The 21,096-nt window shown below is 76.4% G+C and carries 21 protein-coding genes; 9 read left to right on the top strand and 12 right to left on the bottom strand.

The features are described 5' to 3' along the window. Nucleotides 1–471 (top strand): anti-sigma factor (locus GTQ99_RS06460; RefSeq protein WP_166614920.1); only part of this gene is annotated, 471 nt, incomplete at its 5' end. 21 nt (nt 472–492) lie between these two features. Here GTQ99_RS06460 and GTQ99_RS06455 read toward each other — a convergent pair. Both GTQ99_RS06455 and GTQ99_RS06450 read right to left on the bottom strand, forming a co-directional pair. Continuing rightward, complete coding sequence (locus GTQ99_RS06455; protein ID WP_205706907.1) at nt 493–2,517, bottom strand: cytochrome c oxidase assembly protein; 2,025 nt, start codon at nt 2,515–2,517, stop codon at nt 493–495. A 67-nt stretch (nt 2,518–2,584) separates the two neighbouring features. After that, a complete protein-coding gene (locus GTQ99_RS06450; protein ID WP_166614919.1) occupies nt 2,585–3,004 on the bottom strand; it encodes an ATP-binding protein in 420 nt (139 codons plus the stop codon). A gap of 390 nt (nt 3,005–3,394) precedes the next feature. On the opposite strand from GTQ99_RS06450, the gene GTQ99_RS06445 reads away from it, so the two are divergent. Together GTQ99_RS06445 and GTQ99_RS06440 are read left to right on the top strand one after the other, a co-directional pair. Beyond that, on the top strand, nt 3,395–3,910 hold the full coding sequence (locus tag GTQ99_RS06445; protein WP_166614918.1) for a MarR family transcriptional regulator: 516 nt from the start codon (nt 3,395–3,397) through the stop codon (nt 3,908–3,910). Then, nucleotides 3,907–6,039 carry an MDR family MFS transporter gene (locus tag GTQ99_RS06440; protein WP_166614917.1) on the top strand — a complete coding sequence of 711 codons (2,133 nt, stop codon included), beginning with the start codon at nt 3,907–3,909 and terminating at the stop codon, nt 6,037–6,039. Before GTQ99_RS06445 ends, GTQ99_RS06440 begins: the two co-directional genes overlap by 4 nt. 72 nt (nt 6,040–6,111) lie before the next feature. Here the strand turns inward: GTQ99_RS06440 and GTQ99_RS06435 are convergent, their stop codons facing one another. Further along, on the bottom strand, nt 6,112–6,639 hold the full coding sequence (locus GTQ99_RS06435; protein ID WP_166614916.1) for an AMIN-like domain-containing (lipo)protein: 528 nt from the start codon (nt 6,637–6,639) through the stop codon (nt 6,112–6,114). A gap of 209 nt (nt 6,640–6,848) precedes the next feature. On the opposite strand from GTQ99_RS06435, the gene GTQ99_RS06430 reads away from it, so the two are divergent. The 4 genes from GTQ99_RS06430 to GTQ99_RS06415 all read left to right on the top strand — a co-directional run bounded on the left by GTQ99_RS06430 (nt 6,849) and on the right by GTQ99_RS06415 (nt 10,177). Next, the gene (locus GTQ99_RS06430) at nt 6,849–7,289 is read left to right on the top strand and encodes a transcriptional repressor (RefSeq protein ID WP_166614915.1); all 441 of its coding nucleotides are present in this window, start codon (nt 6,849–6,851) and stop codon (nt 7,287–7,289) included. Between the two features lie 31 nt (nt 7,290–7,320). Next, nucleotides 7,321–7,833 (top strand): Dps family protein, encoded by a 513-nt coding sequence (locus GTQ99_RS06425; RefSeq protein WP_166614914.1) that lies wholly within the window; start codon nt 7,321–7,323, stop codon nt 7,831–7,833. Between the two features lie 57 nt (nt 7,834–7,890). After that, nucleotides 7,891–9,246: an 8-oxoguanine deaminase gene (locus tag GTQ99_RS06420; RefSeq protein ID WP_166614913.1), complete on the top strand. Its 1,356-nt coding sequence runs from the start codon at nt 7,891–7,893 to the stop codon at nt 9,244–9,246. 88 nt (nt 9,247–9,334) lie between these two features. Then, nucleotides 9,335–10,177 carry an HpcH/HpaI aldolase/citrate lyase family protein gene (locus GTQ99_RS06415; protein ID WP_166614912.1) on the top strand — a complete coding sequence of 281 codons (843 nt, stop codon included), beginning with the start codon at nt 9,335–9,337 and terminating at the stop codon, nt 10,175–10,177. Between the two features lie 60 nt (nt 10,178–10,237). Here GTQ99_RS06415 and GTQ99_RS06410 read toward each other — a convergent pair whose 3' ends face one another. The 7 genes from GTQ99_RS06410 to hisC all read right to left on the bottom strand — a co-directional run bounded on the left by GTQ99_RS06410 (nt 10,238) and on the right by hisC (nt 17,887). Then, entirely contained in the window at nt 10,238–11,002 is a 765-nt protein-coding gene (locus tag GTQ99_RS06410) for a nucleoside phosphorylase (protein ID WP_166614911.1), read from the bottom strand. A gap of 75 nt (nt 11,003–11,077) precedes the next feature. After that, nucleotides 11,078–12,172 (bottom strand): ScyD/ScyE family protein, encoded by a 1,095-nt coding sequence (locus tag GTQ99_RS06405; RefSeq protein WP_166614910.1) that lies wholly within the window; start codon nt 12,170–12,172, stop codon nt 11,078–11,080. A 122-nt stretch (nt 12,173–12,294) separates the two neighbouring features. Then, a complete protein-coding gene (locus GTQ99_RS06400) occupies nt 12,295–13,050 on the bottom strand; it encodes a ZIP family metal transporter (RefSeq protein ID WP_166614909.1) in 756 nt (251 codons plus the stop codon). A gap of 68 nt (nt 13,051–13,118) precedes the next feature. Continuing rightward, a complete protein-coding gene (locus tag GTQ99_RS06395) occupies nt 13,119–14,474 on the bottom strand; it encodes a dihydrolipoamide acetyltransferase family protein (protein WP_166614908.1) in 1,356 nt (451 codons plus the stop codon). Nucleotides 14,475–14,486: 12 nt separating this feature from the next. Then, nucleotides 14,487–15,470 carry an alpha-ketoacid dehydrogenase subunit beta gene (locus GTQ99_RS06390; RefSeq protein WP_166614907.1) on the bottom strand — a complete coding sequence of 328 codons (984 nt, stop codon included), beginning with the start codon at nt 15,468–15,470 and terminating at the stop codon, nt 14,487–14,489. Continuing rightward, entirely contained in the window at nt 15,470–16,660 is a 1,191-nt protein-coding gene (gene pdhA / locus GTQ99_RS06385) for a pyruvate dehydrogenase (acetyl-transferring) E1 component subunit alpha (RefSeq protein ID WP_338074764.1), read from the bottom strand. The genes GTQ99_RS06390 and pdhA overlap by 1 nt, the downstream gene beginning before the upstream one ends. 120 nt (nt 16,661–16,780) lie before the next feature. After that, nucleotides 16,781–17,887, bottom strand: coding sequence for a histidinol-phosphate transaminase (gene hisC / locus GTQ99_RS06380; protein WP_166614906.1), 1,107 nt, complete (start codon nt 17,885–17,887; stop codon nt 16,781–16,783). Between the two features lie 141 nt (nt 17,888–18,028). Between hisC and GTQ99_RS06375 the strand changes: the two genes are divergently transcribed. Together GTQ99_RS06375 and GTQ99_RS06370 are read left to right on the top strand one after the other, a co-directional pair. Next, entirely contained in the window at nt 18,029–18,562 is a 534-nt protein-coding gene (locus tag GTQ99_RS06375) for a flavin reductase family protein (RefSeq protein WP_166614921.1), read from the top strand. Beyond that, on the top strand, nt 18,562–19,101 hold the full coding sequence (locus GTQ99_RS06370; protein WP_166614905.1) for an NAD(P)H-dependent oxidoreductase: 540 nt from the start codon (nt 18,562–18,564) through the stop codon (nt 19,099–19,101). Before GTQ99_RS06375 ends, GTQ99_RS06370 begins: the two co-directional genes overlap by 1 nt. Here GTQ99_RS06370 and GTQ99_RS06365 read toward each other — a convergent pair. Both GTQ99_RS06365 and GTQ99_RS06360 read right to left on the bottom strand, forming a co-directional pair. Next, the gene (locus GTQ99_RS06365) at nt 19,077–20,672 is read right to left on the bottom strand and encodes an alpha/beta hydrolase family protein (protein WP_166614904.1); all 1,596 of its coding nucleotides are present in this window, start codon (nt 20,670–20,672) and stop codon (nt 19,077–19,079) included. The two genes, GTQ99_RS06370 and GTQ99_RS06365, sit on opposite strands and share 25 nt — an antisense overlap. Continuing rightward, nucleotides 20,669–20,965 carry a hypothetical protein gene (locus GTQ99_RS06360; protein WP_166614903.1) on the bottom strand — a complete coding sequence of 99 codons (297 nt, stop codon included), beginning with the start codon at nt 20,963–20,965 and terminating at the stop codon, nt 20,669–20,671. Before GTQ99_RS06360 ends, GTQ99_RS06365 begins: the two co-directional genes overlap by 4 nt. Nucleotides 20,966–21,096 lie beyond the last annotated feature (131 nt).

Genomic DNA, 21,096 nt, shown 5'->3' with positions numbered 1-21,096 from the left:
GAGCAGGGCCGCCCGCTGCAGCGCTGGCTGCCGGTGGCGGCGGCCCTGCTCGTCGGGCTCGCCCTCGGCGGGGCCGGCGGCCGGCTGCTCGGGCGCGGGGAGGACCCCGCACCCGCCCCGGCGGCGGTGACGGTGGCGGCCGCGACGCTGCAGCCGCTGCAGGGTTCCGGCTCGGGCAGCGCCGAGGTCGAGGACGTCGACGGGCGCCGCCTGGTGCACCTGCACGTGCAGGGCGTGGCGCCCGCCGGGGACGGCTACCTGGAGGCGTGGCTGCTGGACGCCGACGGCGGTCTCGTGGCCCTCGGCACCGTCGAGCCCCTCGACGGCGCCGCCGACCTGACGCTCGCGCTGCCCGCGAACCTGGACGTCGGGCGCTGGTCCACCGTCGACGTCAGCCGGGAACCGGCCGACGGCGACCCGCGCCACTCCAGCGACAGCGTGCTGCGCGGCACGCTCGCCCCGCGCGCCTGAGCGCGGAGCGGGCCCGCCCGCTCAGCCGCCGTCGCGGCCGCTCCCGCGGTCGGCCATCTGCTGCAGCATCGCGTTGTAGCGGGCCAGCTCGGCGTCGCCGTCGCGGGCGGCGGCCCGGTCGCGGCGGCGGTTCTCCCGGGTGTCCGAGCGCGACCAGCCGATCGCCACGCCCAGCACGAGCACCAGGGTGGGGACCTCGCCGATGCCCCAGGCGATGTCGCCGCCGCGCTGCTGGTCGGCCAGCAGGTCGGCGCCGGGGGTGATCCGGGCGAACCAGTCGGCGGCCAGCAGCTGGGTGCCCTGCATGAGGGCGACGCCGAAGAAGGCGTGGAAGGCCATCGTCGCCAGCAGCAGGATCAGGCGCAGCGGGTAGGCGGGCCGGGAGGCGCCGGGGTCGACGCCGATGAGCACGGAGGAGAACAGGTACCCCGTGCCGAGGAAGTGGACCATCATCAGCTCGTGCCCGACGTGGGTGCGCAGCGCGAGCTCGAACAGCGGCGAGTAGTAGAAGACGATGAGCGAGCCGGCGAAGAGCGCGGCCGCCACCAGCGGGTGCCCCACGAGGGCGAGGAAGCGCGAGTGCACGATCGTCAGCAGCCACTCGCGGGCGCCGCGCGAGCCGTCGCGGCGGGCGGGCAGCACGCGCATCGCCAGGGTGACGGGCGCGCCGAGCACGAGCATCGGCGGGACCACCATCGTCAGCAGCATGTGCTGGAGCATGTGGGCGCTGAAGGTGGTGCGGCCGTAGGCGGCGGGGCCGCCGCTGGTGACGAACAGCAGGGCGAGGCAGCCCAGGACCCACCAGATCGTGCGGCCCGCCGGCCAGCCGTCGCCGCGGGCGCGCAGCCTGCGCACCCCGAGCAGGTAGCCGACCAGGGCCAGCACCCCGATCGTCAGCCACAGCAGGTCCGGGGAGGTCTCGGTGAACCAGCGGGCGGTGGTCAGCGCCGGCGGGACCGGCTCGCCGAGCAGGTCCTCGGCCGCCGAGGAGCCCGGGGCGTCGTCGGGCACCGGGGTGGGGCTGCGGCTGAGCGCGACGCCGAGGCCGGTGGCGGCGCCCATGAGCACGAGCTCGCCGACGGCGATGCGCGCGAAGGCGCGCGGCCGGGCGGCCAGCAGCGGGATGGTCCGCCGCCGGTGCCAGGCGCCCAGCGCCCCCAGGGCGAGCAGGGCGAGCACCTTGGCGACGACGAGGGCGCCGTAGCCGGAGGCCAGCCCGGACCAGCCGCCCAGGCGCACGGAGGCGTTGACGACGCCCGACAGCGCGACGGCCGCGAAGCACCACAGGGCGATCGTGGAGTAGCGCCGGGCCAGCACCGGCAGGTCCAGCGGGCGCTCGCCCCCGGCGGCCGCGACGGGCGCGCGCCCGCGCCAGGGGGCCACCAGGAGCACCGCGGCCAGGCCGCCGACCCAGACGGTCACGCCGACGAGGTGGAAGGCGAGCGAGCTCACCGCGGTCTCGTGCGAGGCCGAGCCGGAGGCGTGCCCGGACAGCGACAGCGGCAGCAGCGCGACCAGCGCCAGGGCGGTGCCCCAGGCGGCGCCGGTGGGGGTGGTGGCCGCGGCGCCCACGGTGGCGACGACGGCGGCCAGCACGGTGGTGACCAGCAGCGCGCGGCCCAGGTCGATCTGCTGGGCGAACTGGGCGAACTGGGCGCCGAAGCCTTCGGCGCCGGGGGCGGCGCCGATGACGTCCATCGCGGTGAGCACGAGGACGAGCAGCGCGGAGAGGGCCCACGCCCCGGCGGCGGTGCCGGCGGTGCGCACGGCGCGCGTCCAGGCCGCCGACGGGTGCGGCAGCAGCACGGTGGCCACGGCGAAGGCGCCGACGGCCAGCGCCGCGGACAGGTCGTGCACGGTGCGGGCCACGGGCAGGCCGTAGCGCACGAGGGGCCCCGGGTCGCCGAGCACGGAGGGGGTCAGCCCGCCGGCGAGGGCGAGGGCGGTGAGCAGGACCGCGAGCGCGGCCAGGAGGACGGCGACCGTGGTCAGCAGGACGCCGGGGACCGGGGGTGCGCTGCGGGCCGGTCGGATGGGTGCGGCCACTGCACCAGGGTAGGTCGCCGCCCGGACAGCGCCCGGCGGCGGGTGCGCCGCGGGGCGGGGGGTGCGCTCAGGCGCTGACGCGGGCGCTGCGCACGGGCGCGTGCGCGGTGGTGACGTCGAACCAGACGGTCTTGCCGAGGGCGTCGACGTCGACGCCGTGGGCGTCGGCGAGGGCCTCCACGAGGGCGATGCCGCGGCCGTTGAGGGCGCCGGGGTCCAGCTCGCGCCGCTGCGGCAGCCGGGTGTTCTCGTCGCCGACGCCGACGCGCACGCGGTGCCCGGCGCGGCCGATGCGCAGGACGACCTCGCTGCGCCCGTGCAGGACGGCGTTGGTGACCAGCTCGGCGGTCAGCAGCAGGAGGGTGTCGACGACGTCGCCGATCACGCCCTCCCGGATGCACCAGTCGGCCACGATGCGGCGCGCCGCCCGCGAGGAGGTGGGGTCCGGCGCCAGCGTCGTCTCGCTCGACCAGTTCGTGACTGACACTACGTGACTCTCCCGATACGTAGGGTTACTAGGCACCGTAGCGCAGCGCTGCTCGAACGGAGCAGTCAGCAGGGTGCCACCCGCCTCGGGACGCCCGCCGGGCGCCCCGCCGCGACAGGACCCCGGACCCCGGTGGTCGATCGACACGTCGCAGTCCCCCGTCCCGCACCCACGGCTGGTAGCTTGTCCACGTTCGTTGCATGTAGCAGTCAAGGATCTCGCCGTCCCGGCCGATGCCCCGGGTGGTACTTCGTCCCGGCGGGGTGTCTCGTTACACCACGCGAGCGACGATCCCCGCGCGACACGCGCGACACGTGAAGCACCCCGTACCCCGCACCCCTCCACGTCCAGGAGCAGATCGATGCCCAGCCCCGCTCCGGGGCCCGTCCGGTGACGGCCGCCCCCGCCGAGGGCTCCGCGCTGCGCCACCCCGCCGAGGTCGCCGCCCTGGCCGACGAGGTGGGCCGGCAGGTGCGCGCGCTGCACGCCCTCAAGGCCCAGCTGGCCCGCGGCCAGAGCGAGGTGGAGCGCGCGATGCACCTCGTCCTCTTCCACCTGGCCGACGCCGGCCCGCTGCGCGTCAGCGCCCTCGCCGAGCGCCTGGGCACCGACCCGTCCACGACGAGCCGCCAGACGGGTGAGCTCGTCAAGCGCGGCCTGCTCGAGCGGCTGCCCGACCCCGACGACGGCCGCGCCAGCCTGCTGGCCGTCACCGACGAGGGCCACGAGGTCGTCGCCGCCATGAAGGAGCGCCGCCACGAGCGGCTGGCCCGCGCCGTCGAGGGGTTCACCCGCGAGGAGCTGGTCTGCTTCACCGCCCTGCTCGCCCGGTTCGCCGACGGCCTGGAGCAGGCCCGCCTCGACTCCCTCCGACCCGCCCCGCCCCACGCCCAGGAGATCGCATGAGCAGCACGACCGCCGGTCCGCAACCGGCAGCAGCCGACGCGCCGGTGTTCACCCACCGGCAGATCATGGCGATCCTGTCCGGCCTGCTGCTGGGGATGTTCCTCGGCGCGCTGGACCAGACGATCGTCTCCACCGCCATCCGCACCATCGCCGACGACCTCGACGGGTTCTCCCTGCAGGCGTGGGCGACGACGGCCTTCCTCATCACGTCGACGATCTCGACGCCGCTGTACGGGAAGCTGTCCGACATGTACGGCCGGCGGCCGTTCTTCATCGCCGCCATCACGATCTTCGTCGTCGGCTCGGCGCTGTGCGGCATCTCGACGTCGATGTACGAGCTCGCCGCCTGGCGCGCCCTGCAGGGCCTGGGGGCCGGCGGCCTGATGTCGCTGGCGCTGACGATCATCGCCGACGTGGTGCCGGCGCGGGAGCGGGCCAAGTACCAGGCCTACTTCATGATGGTCTTCGGCACCTCCAGCGTGCTGGGCCCCGTCGCCGGCGGTTTCTTCTCCGGCCTGGACTCCCTGCTGGGCCTGGCCGGCTGGCGCTGGATCTTCTGGATCAACGTGCCGCTGGGCGCCCTCGCGCTGATCGTCGTCATGCGCAACCTGCACCTGCCCAAGCGCACCAGCCACCACCGCATCGACTGGCCGGGCGCGATCGCGCTCGTCTCCTGCCTCGTGCCGCTGCTGCTGGTCGCCGAGCAGGGCCGCGAGTGGGGCTGGGGCTCGGCCGGCGCGCTGATCTGCTACGCCGTCGGCGCCGTCGGCTTCGTGGCGTTCGTGCTCGCCGAGCGCGCCTACGGCGAGGAGGCGCTGCTGCCGCTGCGCATGTTCAGCGGGCGCACGTTCGTCGTCGGCAGCCTCGGCTCCTTCATCCTCGGCATGGGCATGTTCGGCGTCTTCGCCGTCCTGCCGCAGTACCTGCAGGTCGTCAAGGGCCTCACGCCCACGATGGGCGGCCTGGCCATGCTGCCGGTCGTCCTGGGCATCATGAGCGGCTCGGCGTTCTCCGGGCAGTTCATCGCCCGCACCGGCAGGTACAAGGTGCTGCCCGTCGTCGGCACCGGCCTGATGGTCGTCGCGCTGTTCCTCTTCTCCCGGGTCAACGCCGACACCCCGACCTGGCAGACGATGATCGCCATGCTGCTCATGGGCTGGGGCCTGGGCGGCAACATGCAGCCGGTCATCCTCGCCGTGCAGAACGCGGCCTCGCGCAGCGAGATCGGCGTCGCGACCAGCTCGGTGACGTTCTTCCGCCAGATGGGCGGCACGCTGGGCACCGCCGTCTTCCTGTCGATCCTCTTCTCCACCCTCGGCGACAAGATCGGCGCGGCCTACTCCGCCGCCGGCCGCACGCCGGAGTTCCAGGCCGGGCTGCAGCAGGCGCAGCTGGACCCGCAGGGGCTGAACGACGTCCTCGCCCGCGCGCAGGACGACACCTCGATCCTGAGCACCCTGCCCGACGCGGTCTCCCACCCGTTCAAGGTCGGCTTCACCGACTCCACGAGCACCATCTACCTGGTCGCCGCGATCGTCATGGTCGCCGGCTTCGTCACCATGCTGTTCCTGCCCTCGCTGCCGCTGCGCAGCGCGGGCGGCGGCCACGGCGCCCCGCCGGCCGGCGGCCAGGGCGGCGCCGAGCAGGCCGCGCAGGCCCCCGTCGCCGCCGCCGGCGGCTCCGTGGAGCAGACGCAGGACGCGACGAGCGCGCACGCGGGCACGAGCACCGCCGACGGCACGAGCACCACCGACGGCGCGAGCACCGCCGACGGCGCGAGCGCCCGGAACGGGTCCGCGGTCGCGGGCGCGCGGGCGGCCGGGACGGACATGGCACCGGGTGAGCTCGCCGAGCGCATCCGCAGCGGCGTGCAGCAGGCCAAGGCCGCGCAGCGCGCCATGGAGGAGCTCGCCGAGGAGGCCGAGCGCCGCGAGGCCGCCTTCGACGCCGCGGTGGAGGACCTGCGCGGGCTCGGCCTGGACGACCCCTCGATCGAGGCGGCGCTGGGCGAGGACGCCGCGGCCCCCCGCGGCCGGCACGCCGGCGCGCACGCCGACGGGACGCACGCCGACGGGACTCGCGCCGACGGCACGCACGCCGCGGCGCAGGAGGTCGGCGCGCAGAACTGACGCCGACGCACCGAGGGCCCCGGAGCACCCGCTCCGGGGCCCTCGGTGCGTCCGGGCCCCGGTGCGCCGTCGTCACCAGCGGTGGGCGACGTCCACGACGATCCGCGCACCGCCGCCGGGCCCGTCCAGCGCGAGGACCCGGAACGGCAGCCGGGCCCGCACGCCCAGCCCGAACGTCGTGTGCCCCTCGAAGGAACCGGCCCACGCCACGTGCCGCAGCGTCGGGTACCCGCGCACGTCGGCCAGCTCCCCGTCGGGCAGGAAGAAGGCGTCGGTGGCGGCGACGGGCTCGACGACCACCACCTCCAGCCGCGCCCCGCCGCGGACCGGGACCACGTCCCCGGACCCGTCGCGGCGCACCTGGTCGACGTAGCGGACGAAGTAGCCGTCACCGGGACCGGCCAGGTCCACCACGAACCGGTCGTGGCAGGCGTGCGTGCCGACGCGCACGTCCACGACCTCCCCGGCGCGCTCCGACGGCGCGCTGCGCGGCAGCGAACCCCAGCCCGTCGGGCAGGCCGCCCGCGCCGAGGCCGGGGGCGCCAGGCCCACCAGGGCCGCACCCAGGAGCAGGGACGCCAGTGCCGCTGACCGCCTCATCGCGGCCTCCTCCCGACGGGGACGGCGCCGTGCCGTCCGGCCACCGCCCCCATCGTCCTCCCGCGGGGGGGCGGCGCGACAGGGGTCGGCGCGAGGCTCTGCGCGGGTTCCGCGGCGGGGTCCGGCGCGGGTGTGCGGTGAGCCTGCCCTCCCGTCGGGCAGCCTCACCTTCTCTTGACGGAGTCAAAACACGGCGTACGGTGGGCGGCGTGCCCACGGAGCGCGCGACCCTCGCCGAGGAGCTGCTGCGCGGCGCCGGCCTGCGCTCCACGGCCCCGCGCCGCGCGGTCCTGGAGGTCGTGCTCGGCACGCCCCACGCGAGCTCCGGCGACATCGCCGGGCAGCTCGCCCGCGCGGGGCGCGCGACGTCCCGGCAGAGCCTGGCCAACGTCCTCGACGACCTCACGGGCGCCGGGCTGCTGCGCAGCACCCAGCCCGCCGGGTCGGCGGTGCGCTACGAGGCGCGGGTGGGCGACGAGCACCACCACCTCGTCTGCCGCGGCTGCGGGACCGTCGTCGACGTCGAGTGCGCGCACGGCGCACCGCCGTGCCTGCTCCCCGCCGGCGACCCGGGCTTCCCCGTGGTCGAGCGCGCGGAGATCACCTGGTGGGGGCGCTGCGCGGAATGCGCCGGCTCCCCCGCACGCTGAAGATCACACCACCGATCCGGAAGGGTTCGCGATGACCACCACGCAGGACGTCACCAGCACCGGCCTCGACCAGACGCACGTGCCCGGCTTCCAGGGCAGCGGACGGCTGAACGGCTCCCTCCAGCAGGTCCTCGTCGACCTCACCGCGCTGCACCTGCACGGCAAGCAGGCGCACTGGAACATCGTCGGGCGCAACTGGCGCGACCTGCACCTGCAGCTCGACGCGCTCGTCGAGGCCGCCCGCGAGGCGAGCGACACGATCGCCGAGCGCATGCGCGCCGTCGGCGGCGTCCCGGACGCCCGCCCGCAGACCGTCGCCGCCCAGAGCACGATCGGCGACCTCGGCGCCGACGAGATCGAGACGACGGCCGCCGTCGAGGCCGTCGTCGCGCTCACCCGCCGCACCGTCGAGACGCTGCGCCGCGTGCACGACCCGGTCGACGCCGAGGACCCCACGACCGCCGACCTGCTGCACGGCATCATCCACGAGCTGGAGAAGCAGGCCTGGATGATCGGCTCGGAGAACCGCGCACCGCGCCGCTGACCCGCCACTGACCCGGGCGCCGGCCCGCGGCCGGCCCCGGTGGGGCAGGATCGGCCCGTGCCGAGCCTGCTGATCACCGGGGCCGCCGTCGCGACCGTCGACGCCGCGGGGACCGAACACGCCGTGGGGCACGTCCTCGTGCGCGACGGGGCCATCGCCGCCGTCGGTGCGGGCGAGGCGCCCCCGGGCACCGTCGCCGACCGGGTCGTGGACGCCCGCGGGCACCTGGTGACCCCCGGGTTCGTCAACACCCACCACCACCTCTACCAGTGGGCCACGCGCGGCTTCGCCGTCGACGAGGGCCTGTTCGCCTGGCTGACGACGCTGTACCCGGTGTGGGCGCTGCTGCGGGCCGCCGACGTCGAGGCCGCCGCGCGCGCGGGCCTGGCCCGCCTCGCGCTCACCGGCTGCACGACGACGACCGACCACCACTACCTGCACCCGCGCGAGGGCGGCGACCAGCTCGCCGCCACGATCGAGGCGGCCGCGAGCGTCGGCCTGCGCTTCTCCCCCACCCGCGGCTCGATGGACCTCGGCTCCTCCGCGGGCGGGCTGCCGCCGGACTCCGTCGTCGAGGACGTGGAGGCGGTGCTGGCCGCGACCGCCGACGCCGTCGCGCGCCACCACGACCCCTCGCCGTCCTCGACGGTGCGCATCGGCGCCGCGCCCTGCTCGCCGTTCTCGGTGAGCCCGCGGCTGCTGCGCGAGACCGCCGCCCAGGCCGCCGAGCTCGGCATCCGCCGGCACACCCACCTCGCGGAGACCGCCGACGAGGAGGAGTTCTGCGCCCGCACCTTCGGCGCCCGCCCCGTGGAGGTCCTGGAGGACCTCGGCTGGCTCGGTCCCGACGTGTGGCTCGCGCACTGCGTGCACCTGTCCGACGCCGACATCGCGACGCTGGCCCGCACGGGCAGCTCCGTCGCGCACTGCCCCAGCTCCAACGCCCGCCTGGGCGCGGGCGCCGCGCGCGCCCGCGACCTGCTGGACGCCGGCGTCCCCCTCGGCCTCGGCGTGGACGGCGCCGCCTCCAGCGAGCAGGGCTCGCTGGCCGACGAGCTGCGGCAGATGGTCTACACCGCCCGGCTGCGCGGCGGCCCGGAGGCGATGAGCGCCCGCGACGCGCTGCGCGCGGCCACCGCCGGGGGCGCGGCGTGCGTGGGGCGCTCGGCGGAGATCGGCTCGATCGAGGTCGGCAAGCGCGCCGACCTGGCGCTCTGGGACCTCCGGGGCCTGGGGCACGCCGACCTCGACGACCCCGTCGTCGCCCTCGTCATCGGCCCGACGCCGCCGCTGGCGCTGACGACCGTCGAGGGGCGCGTGGTCGTCGAGGACGGGCAGCTGCGCACGACCTCCGAGGAGCGCGCGGTCGCCGACCTCGTGGCGGCCCGGCGGCGGGTGCTCGCCCGGCGCTGAGGCACCGGGCCCCGGGGCGACGTGAGACTCGCCACTGCCGCCGCCCGCGGCGCCCCGGCACCCCCGGGCGCGGCGCTACGGTCGGGGGATGACGGCTGAACGCAAGGTGCACATCGTCGAGCCCCGCTACGCGCGCACGTGGTTGCTGGTCAACGCGACCCGGACGGAGCTGTTCGACGTCTCGCTCGCCTCCCGCGCCGACCAGGTCGTCCTCGACCTCGAGGACGCGGTCGACCCCAGCCGCAAGAGCTCCGCCCGCGAGGACGTCATCCGCTGGCTCAGCAACGGCGGGCAGGCGTTCGTGCGCATCAACGACGTCACCACCCCGCACTGGCGGGACGACGTCGACGCGCTCAAGGGCGTGCCCAACCTGCTCGGCGTCATGCTCGCCAAGACCGAGGCCGGTGAGCAGGTCGACGCCACCTGGCACGCGCTCGGCGGCCGGGCCCTCGTCGTCGCCCTGTGCGAGTCCGCGCTCGGCATCGAGGACGCCCGCGAGATCGCGACCGCCCGCGGCACCTTCCGGCTGGCCTTCGGCTCCGGGGACTACCGCCGCGACACCGGCGCCGGCGCGGACGACCTCGCGATGGCCTACCCGCGCAGCCGCCTCGTGACGGCCAGCGCCATCGGGCACCTGCCCGGCCCCGTCGACGGCCCCACCACCGGCGGCGGCCACCCCGAGCTGCGCGAGGCCTCCAACGTCGGCGTGGCGATGGGCATGATGGGCAAGCTGTGCCTGGACCGCGAGCAGGCCAACGTCATCAACGAGGTCATGAGCCCGAACGTCTCCGACGCCACCTGGGCCCGCGACTTCATCGCCGACTTCGAGAAGAGCGGCGGCGTCGTGCGCGACGGCTCCGACCTGCCCCGCCTGGGCCGCGCCCGGCGCATCCAGGAGCTCGCCGACGCCTTCGGCATCCAGCCGCTCTGAGGGTCCACCCGGTCACCGCCCCCGCCCGGCGGTGACCGGGGACCCGCGCGGGCGCGGCCCTCAGAGGTCCAGCGCCACGGCCGCCTCCAGCGCCGCCTCGATGCCGGCCGTCCAGCCGGCGTGCAGGCGCTCGCCCGCCTCGTACACGCTCGAGCCGTCGACGAGGTTCGAGCTGCACGCGCAGATCATCCCGGCCCGCAGCCCGCGCAGCCGCGCGACGACGTACATCGCCGAGCTCTCCATCTCGATGTTGAGCATCCCCAACCGGGAGTACCCGGCGACGACCTCGGGCGTCTCGGCGTAGAAGGCGTCGGAGGACACGTTCAGCCCCGAGCGGACCGCGACGTCGCTGCCGGCCGCGACGCGCTCGGCGGCGCGGCGCAGCTCCAGCGCCAGCTCCAGGTCCGGCACCGCCGGGTAGCCGTGGTGCACGTAGGCCGCGGTGGTGCCGTCGGCGCGCAGCGAACCCTCGCTGACGAGCAGGTCGCCGGCGCGCACCCCCGGCTGCAGCGCCGCGGAGCTGCCCACCCGGATGACGGAGGTGACGCCGACCCGGGCCAGCTCCTCGACGGCGATGGCCGTGGAGGGGCAGCCCATGCCCGTGGAGGTGGCGGTGATGAGCTTGCCCCGGTAGGTGCCCGTCATCGTGCGGTGCTCGCGGTTGTGGGCGACGTCGCGCACGTCGGTGAGGAACTCCGCGACCAGCGGGACCCGGAACGGGTCCCCCGGCAGCAGCGCCACCGTCCCGACCTCACCGGGCGCCACCCCGATGTGGAACTGCCGGACGTCCCGGCCGACCTCGTCCTTATCCACTCCTGCGCTCATCCGCGCATGCTGCCCGAGCGCTCGGGCCGCCCCGGCGCCGGGTCCTGCGGACGGGACCCGGCGCCGGGGTACGGCTCAGTCGAGCGGGCTGAAGGCGGAGTCGTCGACGCGCACGACCTGCCCGGCGCCCGTCTGGCCCAGCGCGCTCCCGACGACGCTCCACGCCGTGGAGTGCAGGGCCCCGTCGGCGAAGCGCAGGCCCAGCGGCAGCGTCACCTGCGCGGCGCTGCGGGTGCCGTCGGGCGCGACGCGGACGACCTGTCCCAGCGTGCTGATGTCGAAGTCCGGCGGCAGCTCCGGGGTCTGGGGAGCACCCTCGAACAGCTCCGACACGTACACCGACCCGTCGTCGCCGACGGCCACGCCGACCGCTCCGGTGAAGCCGTCGATCCGCTCCACGACCGAGCCGTCGTGCGGGTCGAGGACGTACACGCGGGCCGCACCGGGGGCCTCCGCGCCGAGGGTGGAGACGTAGAGGTTGCCGTCCGGGCCCCACGCCAGCCCCGTCGGGACCGAGTCGCAGCCGACGTGCTCGGGGTCGTTGTTCTCCGCCCCCTCGCAGGCGCCGGTCGTGACGAGCGGCGGCACGAAGAACGTGCTGACGGTGCCCTTCGCGTCGACCGCGAGGACGGCGTTCGCCCCGGCGTCGGCGACGTAGACGTCCGCCCCCTGCCCGCGGTCGGCGAGCACCGAGAACGGGTTGCTCAGCGCGTCCAGGGGCGCACCGTCGTCGCCGAACTGCCGCTGCCCGTCGGGGTTGTTCGCCAGCTCGTAGGCCAGCAGGTCGGCGAGGGCCTTGCGCGGTTCGCCGCGCCGGGAGGTCCACAGCGTCGACCCGCCGCCGGTGCCGGGCTCGGCCTCGCCGGTGAGGTGGAACAGGGTGCCGTCGCGGCGGTCGACACCGGTGATGCCGGTGATGCCGCCGACGCGGACGCTGGGCCCGTCGCCGCCGGGGATGATGCCGCTGATCTCGCCGCTGCCGCTCTCGGCGACGTAGAACCTACCGTTCTCGGCCGACAGGCCGAACGGGTCGTCGAGCCCGTCGGCGACGACGGTGATCGGGTCGTGGTCGTGGTGGGCCCCCGCGGCGTGCGCCGGGGCCGCCGTGGTGACCGCCGTCGCCGCTGCGGCGACGAGGACGAGTGCTGCTGACTGGAGCCGGTGCGCCATGGCCTTCTCCTCGGGTCCGGGGACTCCGCTGTCCCCTGCGCGCCGGACCGTACTCCGCTGTGCGGCCGCTGTGCAGTCCCCCTGCCGGGGGACTGCGCGGCGGGGACCCGCGGACCGGTGGCTCAGCCGCCGAGCCGGCCGACGGTGAACGCGACGAGGAAGCCCAGCGTGGTGATGAGACCGGTGTAGACCTGGGTGCGCTCGAACGCCTCCGGGATCATCGTGTCCGCGACCATCGTGAGGATCGCACCCGCCGCCAGCGCCGTGATGGCCGCGACCACCTGCGGCGAGGCGTCCCCGAGCGCGAGGTGGCCCAGCGCCGCGGCCGCCGCGCTCACCAGCGCGATGGCCGACCAGACGCCGAACACGTAGCGGGCGCTGCGCCCCGCCTGCTTCATCCCGGCGACGCTCGAGAGCCCCTCGGGCACGTTGGAGATGACGACGGCCGCGACGACCGCCACGCTCACCCCGCTCCCGCCGAGCAGGCCGATCCCCAGCACCACCGACTCCGGGATGCCGTCGAGCAGGGCGCCGACCGCGATCGCGGCGCCGCTGCCGCCCTGCTCGGACTCCGAGGGCTGCTGGTCCCCGGACCGCTTGCGGTGCCGGGCGCCGCGCCTGGCGAGGACCACGTTCGCCGCCAGGTACAGCAGGGCGCCGGCCAGGAACGCCGTCGTCGTCGCGAGCAGGCCACCGGTGTCGGCGGCCTCCTCGGCGAGGTCGAACGCCAGCGCTGAGATGAGGACGCCGGCGCCGAACGCCATCACCGCGGCGACCACCTTCGAGGGCACGCGCACGAACCAGGCGATCGCCGCTCCCACGACGAGCGCCGCCCCGCCCAGCAACCCCCACGCACCGGCTTCCAGCCACCCCGGCACCGCAGACCTCCCGACCCGTCGACGACAGCACCGGGGAGCCCCCTACCCCGGGGGCTGCGGGGGGAAACTCACGACCAGGTGAGGGCGCGCGCCGGGTCCTCCAGGACCGCGGCGATGTCGGCCAGGGCGCGCGAACCGCTCTCCCCGTCCAGCATCCGGTGGTCGAACGACAGGCTCAGCGTCGCCAGGTAGCGCGGGCGCACCTTCCCCTTGTGCACCCACGGGCGCTGGGAGATCTTGCCGACGGCCAGGATCGCGGCCTCGCCGGGGTTGAGGATCGGCGTCCCGGCGTCGATGCCGAACGTGCCGACGTTGGTGATGGTGATGGTGCCCTCGGCCAGGTCGCGCGGCTGCGCCTTGCCGGCGCGCGCGGTGGCGGTCAGCTCGCCCAGGCGGACGGCGAGGTCCTTCAGCGACAGCTCGTCGGCGTCCTTGACGTTCGGGACGAGCAGCCCGCGCGGCGTCGCGACCGCGATGCCGAGGTTCACGTAGTTCTTCACGACGATGACCTGGTTCGCCTCGTCCCAGGTCGCGTTGATGTCCGGGTTGCGGCGCACCGCGACCAGCAGCGCCTTGGCGACGAGCAGCAGCGGCGACACCCGGACGTCGGCGTACTCCGGGTCGGCCTTCAGCCGCTGCACGAGCTTCATGGTGCGGGTCGCGTCGACCGTCGTGAACACCGTGACGTGCGGAGCGGAGAAGGCGCTCTCCACCATCGCCGCGGCGGTGGCCTTGCGGACCCCGCGGATCGGCACGTGCCGCTCGCGGTCGTGCTTCTCGACGCGGCGGGCCGGCTCGGCCGGTGCGGACGGCACGAGGGCCAGGACGTCGGCGCGGGTGACGGTGCCGCCCGGGCCGGTGGCCCGCGCGGTGGCCAGGTCGACGCCGAGGTCGCGGGCGAGCTTGCGGACCGGGGGCTTGGCCAGGACGTGCCCGCCCGCGGCCGGCTGCTGCGCGGCGGTCTGCTGCGCGGCCGGGGCGCCGCGGCGGCGGCGCGAGGGCGCCGCCTCGCGGGTGCCGTACCCGACGAGGGTGGCGCCCGAGGAGTCCGCGCCGGCGGCGGGGGCGGCTGCCGACGGGGTGGCCTCCGCGGGAGCGGGGGCCACGGGTTCCGCGGGTTGCGCGGGTTCGGCGGGTCCCGCGGGTTCGGCGGGTTCGGCGGGTTCGGCGGGTTCGGCGGGTTCCGCACCGTCGCCGATGACGACGATGTCGGCTCCCACGTCGACCGTCTCGCCCTCGGCGGCGAGCAGCCGCACGACCGTCCCGGCGTACGGGCTGGGCAGCTCGACGAGCGACTTCGCGGTCTCGATCTCGACGAGGACGTCGTTGACGGCGACGGTGTCGCCGGTCGTGACCTTCCACGAGACGATCTCGGCTTCGGTGAGTCCCTCGCCGACGTCGGGCAGGGCGAACCGCTGGTTCAACGAGTTCCTCTCTCAGGCGGCCAGAGCCTGCTCGACCGCGTCCAGGACCCGGTCGACCGTGGGCAGGTAGTGCTCCTCGACGCGCGCGGCCGGGTAGGGCAGGTGGTACCCGCCGACCCGCTTCACGGGCGCCTCGAGGGAGTAGAAGCAGCTCTCCTGGATGCGGGCGGCGATCTCCGCCCCGGCGCCGAAGAACACCGGCGCCTCCTGCACGACGACGAGGCGGCCGGTGCGGCGCACCGACCGCGCGACGGTGTCGACGTCCAGCGGGGAGATCGAGCGCAGGTCGACGACCTCCAGCCGGGTGCCGTCCTCGGCGGCCGCGGCGGCCGCGTCCAGGGCCAGGCGGACGGTGGGCCCGTAGGCGACGAGGGTCGCGTCGCTGCCCTCGCGCAGGACGCGGGCGCGGTGCAGCGGCGCCACCTGCCCCGGCGCGAGGTCGACGTCGACGTCGCCCTTCTCCCAGTAGCGGCGCTCGGGTTCCAGGAAGAGCACCGGGTCGGCGGAGGCGATCGACTGCTGCACCATCCAGTACGCGTCGTGCGAGGAGCTGGGGGTGACCACGCGCAGGCCGGGGGTGTGCGCGAACAGCGCCTCCGGGCTCTCGGAGTGGTGCTCCACCGAGCCGATGCCGCCGCCGCTGGGGATGCGCAGCACCACGGGCACCGACAGCCGCCCGCGCGAGCGCGCGCGCAGCTTGGCCAGCTGGGTGGTGATCTGGTTGAAGGCCGGGAAGACGAAGCCGTTGAACTGGATCTCGCACACCGGGCGGTACCCGCGCAGCGCCATGCCGATCGCCGTGCCGACGATGCCCGCCTCGGCCAGCGGCGTGTCCAGGACGCGGTCCTCGCCGAAGTCCTTCTGCAGGCCGTCGGTGACGCGGAAGACGCCGCCGAGCGCGCCGATGTCCTCGCCCATGAGCAGGACGCGGGGGTCGCGCTCCATCGCCGCGCGCAGCCCCGCGTTGATGGCCTTGCCGATCGCCATGCGCTCCATCAGGACGCTCCTCCCGCCAGCTCGCGTGCTTCCTCGTCGTGCTGCTCCCAGGCCGCCAGGAACTCGTCGCGCTCGGCGAGGACCTGCGGGTGGGGTTCGGCGTAGGCGTGCTCGAACATCGACACCGGGTCCGGGTCCGGGATCTCGCGCACGCCCGCGCGCAACCGCTCGGCGAAGGCGTCGGACTCCGCCGCCAGCGCCGCCTCGTGCTCGTCGTCGAGCAGGCCCTCGGCGCGCAGGTGGGTGCGGAAGCGGTCGATCGGGTCCTTCTCCCGCCAGGCGTCCACCTCGGCCGCGGACCGGTAGCGGGTCGGGTCGTCGGAGGTGGTGTGCGCGCCCATCCGGTAGGTGAAGGCCTCGATGAACGTCGGGCCGCCGCCGGCGCGGGCCCGGTCCATCGCCGCGCGGGTGACGGCCAGGACGGCCAGGACGTCGTTGCCGTCGACGAGGACGGCCGGCATCCCGGAACCGGCGGCGCGCTGGTGCAGCGGGACCGGCGACTGCCGCGAGACGGGTTCGGAGATGGCCCACTGGTTGTTCTGGCAGAAGAAGACGACCGGCGCCTGGTAGACGGAGGCCCAGTTCAGCGCCTCGGCCGCCTCGCCCTGGCTGGTGGCGCCGTCGCCGAAGTAGGTGATGACGGCGCTGTCGCGGGCGGCGTCGCCGGTGCCGACGGCCCCGTCGCGCTGCACGCCCATGGCGTAGCCGACCGCGGGCAGCATCTGCGCGGCGATGACCAGCGTGTAGGGGTGCATCCCGGTGGTGGCCGGGTCCCAGCCGCCGTGGTCGACGCCGCGGAAGACGCTGAGGATGTGCAGCGGGTCGATGCCGCGCGCCAGCACGGCCCCGTGGTCGCGGTAGCTGGGGAAGACCTGGTCCTGGCGGCGGGTGGCGCGCCCGGCGCCGACCTGCGCCGCCTCCTGGCCGCGGCTGCCGGGCCACAGCCCCAGCTGCCCCTGGCGCTGCAGCGCCTCGCTCTCGGTGTCCAGGCGGCGCAGCAGGACCATGTCGCGCAGCAGCGCGAGCAGCTCCTCGGGCTCCAGGTCGACCTCGTGCTCGGGGTGGGTGCGCCGCACGCCGTGGCGGTCCAGCAGCTGGACCATCGGCTGCGCGGCCGCCGGGTCCTGCGGGTACTGCGCTTCCTGCGGTGCCTGCGGGTCGCGGGGCGGGCCGGCCGCTGCGTCGGTCACGTGCGTTCCTCCACCGGGGACGGGTGCTGTGGCGGGACGGCACCAACCTACGGTCCCGTACCCTACGGGAGCGTAGGGTTCCGCACGCGCCGGTGCAACCAGCCCCGCCGCACCGGCCGCTCAGGCGCGCACGGGCGCCAGGGAGGCCGCGACCTCGAGGAAGCGGCTGTTGCCGGCCGTCTCGGCGACGGTCACCCGCAGCCCGTGCGGGTGGAAGGCGCGCACCACCAGGCCCTCGGCGGCGAAGTCGTCGGCGAGCTCGGCGGTCCGCTCCCCCGTGGGCAGCCAGACGAAGTTGCCCTGGGCGTCCGGCACCCGCCAGCCCTGCTCGCGCAGCCCGTCCAGGACGCGGTGGCGCTCGGCCACGAGCGCCGCGACGCGCTCCATGAGCTCGGCCTCGGCGGCGCCCTGCAGCGAGGCCACGACCGCCGCCTGGGCGATGGCGCTCACCCCGAACGGGGTCGCCGCCCGGCGCAGCGCCGAGGCGACGTCGGGGTGGGCGACCGCGACGCCGACCCGCAGGCCCGCCAGGCCGTAGGCCTTGGAGAAGGTGCGCAGCACCACGACGTTGGGGTGGGCGCGCGCGAGGTCGATCCCGTCGGGCACCTCGGGGTCGTCGACGAACTCGTGGTACGCCTCGTCGAGGACGACGAGCACGTGGCGGGGCACCCGCGCCAGGAAGTCCTCCAGCTCCGCGCGCCGGATCGCCGGGCCCGTGGGGTTGTTCGGCGAGCACAGCACCACCAGGCGGGTGCGCTCGCCGACGGCGGCGGCCATCGCCGGCAGGTCGTGGCGCGCCTCCTCGGTCAGCGGCACCTCGACGGGCACGGCGTCGCTGATCGCGGCCGTGATCGGGTAGGCCTCGAAGGAGCGCCACGCGTAGACGACCTCGTCGCCGGGCGCGCACGTGATCTCCGAGAGCTGCGCCAGCAGCCGCACGCTGCCCGTCGCCGCGGCGAGCTGGTCGACCCGCACGCCCCAGCGCTGCGCGACCGCCGCCAGCATCGCCGTGGCGGCGGGGTCGGGGTAGCGGTTGACGCTCGCGGCGGCCCGCGCGATCGCCGTCAGCACGCTGGGCAGCGGCGGGTGCGGGTTCTCGTTGGAGGAGAGCTTGAAGACCTCCAGGCCCTCGCGCGCCACGGCGGGCTTGCCGGCGACGTAGGCGGGCACCCGGGCCAGGTTGGCGCGCAGCCGCGGCGGGAGGGGGAGCTCGGAGGCCGTCGTCATGCCCGCCAGGGTACGGACGCCGCCCCGGGCGATGCTGTTGACTCTGGTCCGTCCCGTCCGCCCCGCCCGGAGGTACCGCCCGTGTCCGACGTCCCCGCCGCAACGGCCCCGCTCCACCTCGTCCCCTTCGCGGAGGACCCGATGGCGCTGCGGAGCACCTTCTCGCTCTTCCCCTCCGGCGTGGCGGCGATCTCGGCCGTCGTCGACGGCGAGCAGGACCCCGACGGGCGGGTGCGCCGGGAGGCCGTCGTGCTCGTCGCCTCCTCCTTCCAGGTCGGCATCTCGCTGGACCCGCCGCTGGTGCTGTTCGCCGTGCAGCACACCTCCACCAGCTGGCCGCGGCTGCGGGCCGCCCTGGAGCGCGAGGGCGCCCTGCTCGGGGTCTCGGTGCTCGGGGAGGCGCACGACGCGGCCGCCCGCCAGCTGGCCTCCAAGGCCGCCGACCGCTTCGCGGGCATCGAGACCACGACCACGGCCTCCGGCGCGCACTTCGTGCACGGCGCCCCCGTCTGGCTGGAGTGCTCCATCCACTCCCAGGTCCCCGCCGGCGACCACGACGTCGTGCTGCTGCAGGTGCACGCCATGGGCGGCGCCCCCGACACCGAGCCGCTGGTCTGGCACTCCTCCGGCTTCCGCACCCTCACCCCGCGGCCCGCCGCGCAGGCGCAGGGCTGATGCGCACCGCGGTCGTGGTCGGCAACCCCAAGCCGGCCTCGCGCACCCTGACGGCCGCCACCACCGCGGCGCGCCTGCTGTCCGGCGACCCGGACCGGGACCCGGACCTCGTCCTCGACGTGGTGACCCTCGGCCCCGGCCTGCTCGGCTGGGGCGACCCGGACGTGCAGCGGGCCGTGGAGCAGGTGGCCTCCGCCGACCTGCTCGTCGTGGCCAGCCCCACGTACAAGGCGACCTACACCGGGCTGCTGAAGCTGTTCCTGGACCAGTTCGCCGGCGGGGAGGGGATGCGCGGGGTCGTGGCGGTCCCGCTGATGCTGGGCGCCGGGCCGGCCCACGCGCTGGCGCCGGAGCTGCTGCTGAAGCCGGTGCTGGCCGAGCTGGGCGCCGCCTGCCCGGCGCCGGGGCTGTACCTGCTCGACGCGCAGGTGCAGGCGCAGGGCGCGCAGACCCCGGCCCTGGCCGCCTACGCGCAGCGCTGGGGGGCGACCCTGCGCGCCACCGCCGCGGCCGGTCACGAGACCCGCACCGCCCGGTAGTCGAACACCTCCACCACGGCCCCGGGCGCGTCGAAGAAGGCGCGCCCGGAGTCGCGGAAGGCCACCAGCGCCGGGTCGTCGTCGGCGTCGGCGAGCTGCGCCGTGCGCAGGTAGGCGCTCCAGCCGTGGTCGGCCAGCGGGTCGCCCGGGTCGCCGCCGGCGTCGCGCAGCACGAGGGTGCGCGAGGCCGAGCCCTGCGCCTGCTGCCCGTCGAGGGCGGGCACCACGTCACCGGTGTGCTCCAGGCTCAGCACCCGCACCCCCGGCGCCACCGGGGTGCCGTCCACCGGCGCGCCGGCCGTGACGACGTGGGTGACGGCGAACTCCGCCGTGACCGCCGGGTCGGCCGCCAGCGCCGCGACGGTCAGCCCGCCCTGGCTGTGCCCGGCCAGCAGGACCGGTTCGCCCGCCCCCACGCCGGCCTGCCGCATCGCCGCCACGACGGCGGCGGCCGTGGCCGTGGGCTGCCCGGCGACCGCGCGCAGGTTGGTCGTCAGGTCCATGGGCGTGCCGCCCGGTGCGGGCAGCGGCGTCCAGGACTGCGTGCCGGGGACCTCCACGACCCAGGCCACCGCGCCGTCGGCCTGCGTCACCCGCTCCAGGCGCACCCCGCCCGGCTCGGGGGTGCCGGCGGGGGCCAGCCGGTCCCCCACCGAACCGTGGCGGGCCTCGTAGCCGGTGGACTGGTGCGCCACCCCGTCGAGGACCTCGGCGATCCCGGCCGGCGGGCGGGAGGGCAGCGCCCGCGGCCGCCGCACCGGGCGCACCTCGACGGCGGTCTCCCGCAGCAGCGGGCCCACCGCCCCCAGCGCGGTGAGCGACGCCGCGACGCCGGCGACCCCGGAGCCGCCCGGGGAGGAGGCGCGCAGCGCCCCGGGGGCCAGCACCGCCAGCCCCGCCGCCAGCTCCGGGTGGCGCGCGGCGGCGGCGTCCAGCACGTGCGGGGCGGTGGCCACGACCTCCTGCACGAGCTCGGGGTGGGCGGCCAGGAAGCGCCCCGCCCCCGCGAGGTCGCCGGCCACGCGGTCGTCGACCCGGGAGAACTCCTCGCGCGCGTGGACCTCGAGCGCGTGCAGGTCCACCCCGCCGGGCTGCGTGGACGCCTGCGCGGCGTGCGCCAGCACCCGCACCGTCGCCTCCTGCAGGCGGAAGGCGCCGTCGGCGGCCAGGAGGGCGCCCGCGGCGAGGGTCAGCTGCGGGGCGGCCTCCACGACGGCCTGGGCGACGGCGCGGCGGGCGACCTGCACCACGGCGTCCGCGACCTCGTCGCCGACGCGGTAGCGCAGCGCCGCCACCTCCACGCGGGCGGCGAGGTCGAGCACCCGCGCGGCCGCGGCGGCCGGCCCGCCGGCGCCGAGCAGCACCTCGGCCAGCCCCGCGAGCGCGGGCGCGCAGGTGGCCGGGGCGAGCGGGGCGCTGAGCAGCAGCACCGGGTCGGCGCCGGCCGCGGCGACCTCGGCGGCCACCGCCGCCAGCTGCGCGGCGACCCCGCCCAGCTGCGCGGCGGCCGCGTCGAGGGCGTCCGGGTCGGCGGCGACCGGCCCGGTGACGACGGTGAGCTGCCCGCTCACGCGGGCACCGGGGCGAGCGGGAGGGCCCCGAGGGCGTGCGCGTGCGCCCGCAGCCGGGAGGCGGCCTCCTCGCAGCCGTCGGCGAGCGCGGCGACCGAGCGCTCCAGCGCCGTCAGCCCGCCGCGGAAGCGCACCGCGCTGGGCCCCTGCCACTCGACCGCGCCGGCGGCGGCGATGCCCCGCCGGGCCGCGCGCACGTCCTCCGCCGCCCGGGCCAGCCGGCGCGCCAGGGCCTCCACCTGCGCCCGCGCCCGCTCCGCCGCTGCGGGACCCGCCCCCGTCACGTCCACCACGCCCGTCCCTCCGTCCGCTGAACCTGCTCGCGGACCGTAGGTGCGCCCGCGGGCGCCGCGGCCCGGCACCGGCGGGCGCTGTGGAGGCCCGGGCCCGGTGCGCCGGGTGTGCGGACCGCGGCGACGATGGT

Origin of the sequence: Kineococcus vitellinus, assembly GCF_009906315.1 — a bacterium.
In the GTDB taxonomy this organism is placed as follows: Bacteria; Actinomycetota; Actinomycetes; order Actinomycetales; family Kineococcaceae; genus Kineococcus; species Kineococcus vitellinus.
The sequence above is the reverse complement of the archived record's forward strand: the minus strand, read 5'-3'. Positions and strand labels throughout refer to the sequence as shown.

Bases quoted from the DNA above. Each gene is read 5' to 3' on its own strand.
- GTQ99_RS06440 (WP_166614917.1), top strand. From the start codon at position 3,907: ATGAGCAGCACGACCGCCGGTCCGCAACCGGCAGCAGCCGACGCGCCG.
- hisC (WP_166614906.1), bottom strand. From the start codon at position 17,887: ATGACGACGGCCTCCGAGCTCCCCCTCCCGCCGCGGCTGCGCGCCAAC.
- GTQ99_RS06425 (WP_166614914.1), top strand. From the start codon at position 7,321: ATGACCACCACGCAGGACGTCACCAGCACCGGCCTCGACCAGACGCAC.
- GTQ99_RS06370 (WP_166614905.1), top strand. From the start codon at position 18,562: ATGCGCACCGCGGTCGTGGTCGGCAACCCCAAGCCGGCCTCGCGCACC.
- GTQ99_RS06405 (WP_166614910.1), bottom strand. From the start codon at position 12,172: ATGGCGCACCGGCTCCAGTCAGCAGCACTCGTCCTCGTCGCCGCAGCG.
- GTQ99_RS06410 (WP_166614911.1), bottom strand. From the start codon at position 11,002: ATGAGCGCAGGAGTGGATAAGGACGAGGTCGGCCGGGACGTCCGGCAG.
- GTQ99_RS06435 (WP_166614916.1), bottom strand. From the start codon at position 6,639: ATGAGGCGGTCAGCGGCACTGGCGTCCCTGCTCCTGGGTGCGGCCCTG.
- GTQ99_RS06415 (WP_166614912.1), top strand. From the start codon at position 9,335: ATGACGGCTGAACGCAAGGTGCACATCGTCGAGCCCCGCTACGCGCGC.
- GTQ99_RS06375 (WP_166614921.1), top strand. From the start codon at position 18,029: ATGGCGCTGCGGAGCACCTTCTCGCTCTTCCCCTCCGGCGTGGCGGCG.
- GTQ99_RS06390 (WP_166614907.1), bottom strand. From the start codon at position 15,470: ATGGAGCGCATGGCGATCGGCAAGGCCATCAACGCGGGGCTGCGCGCG.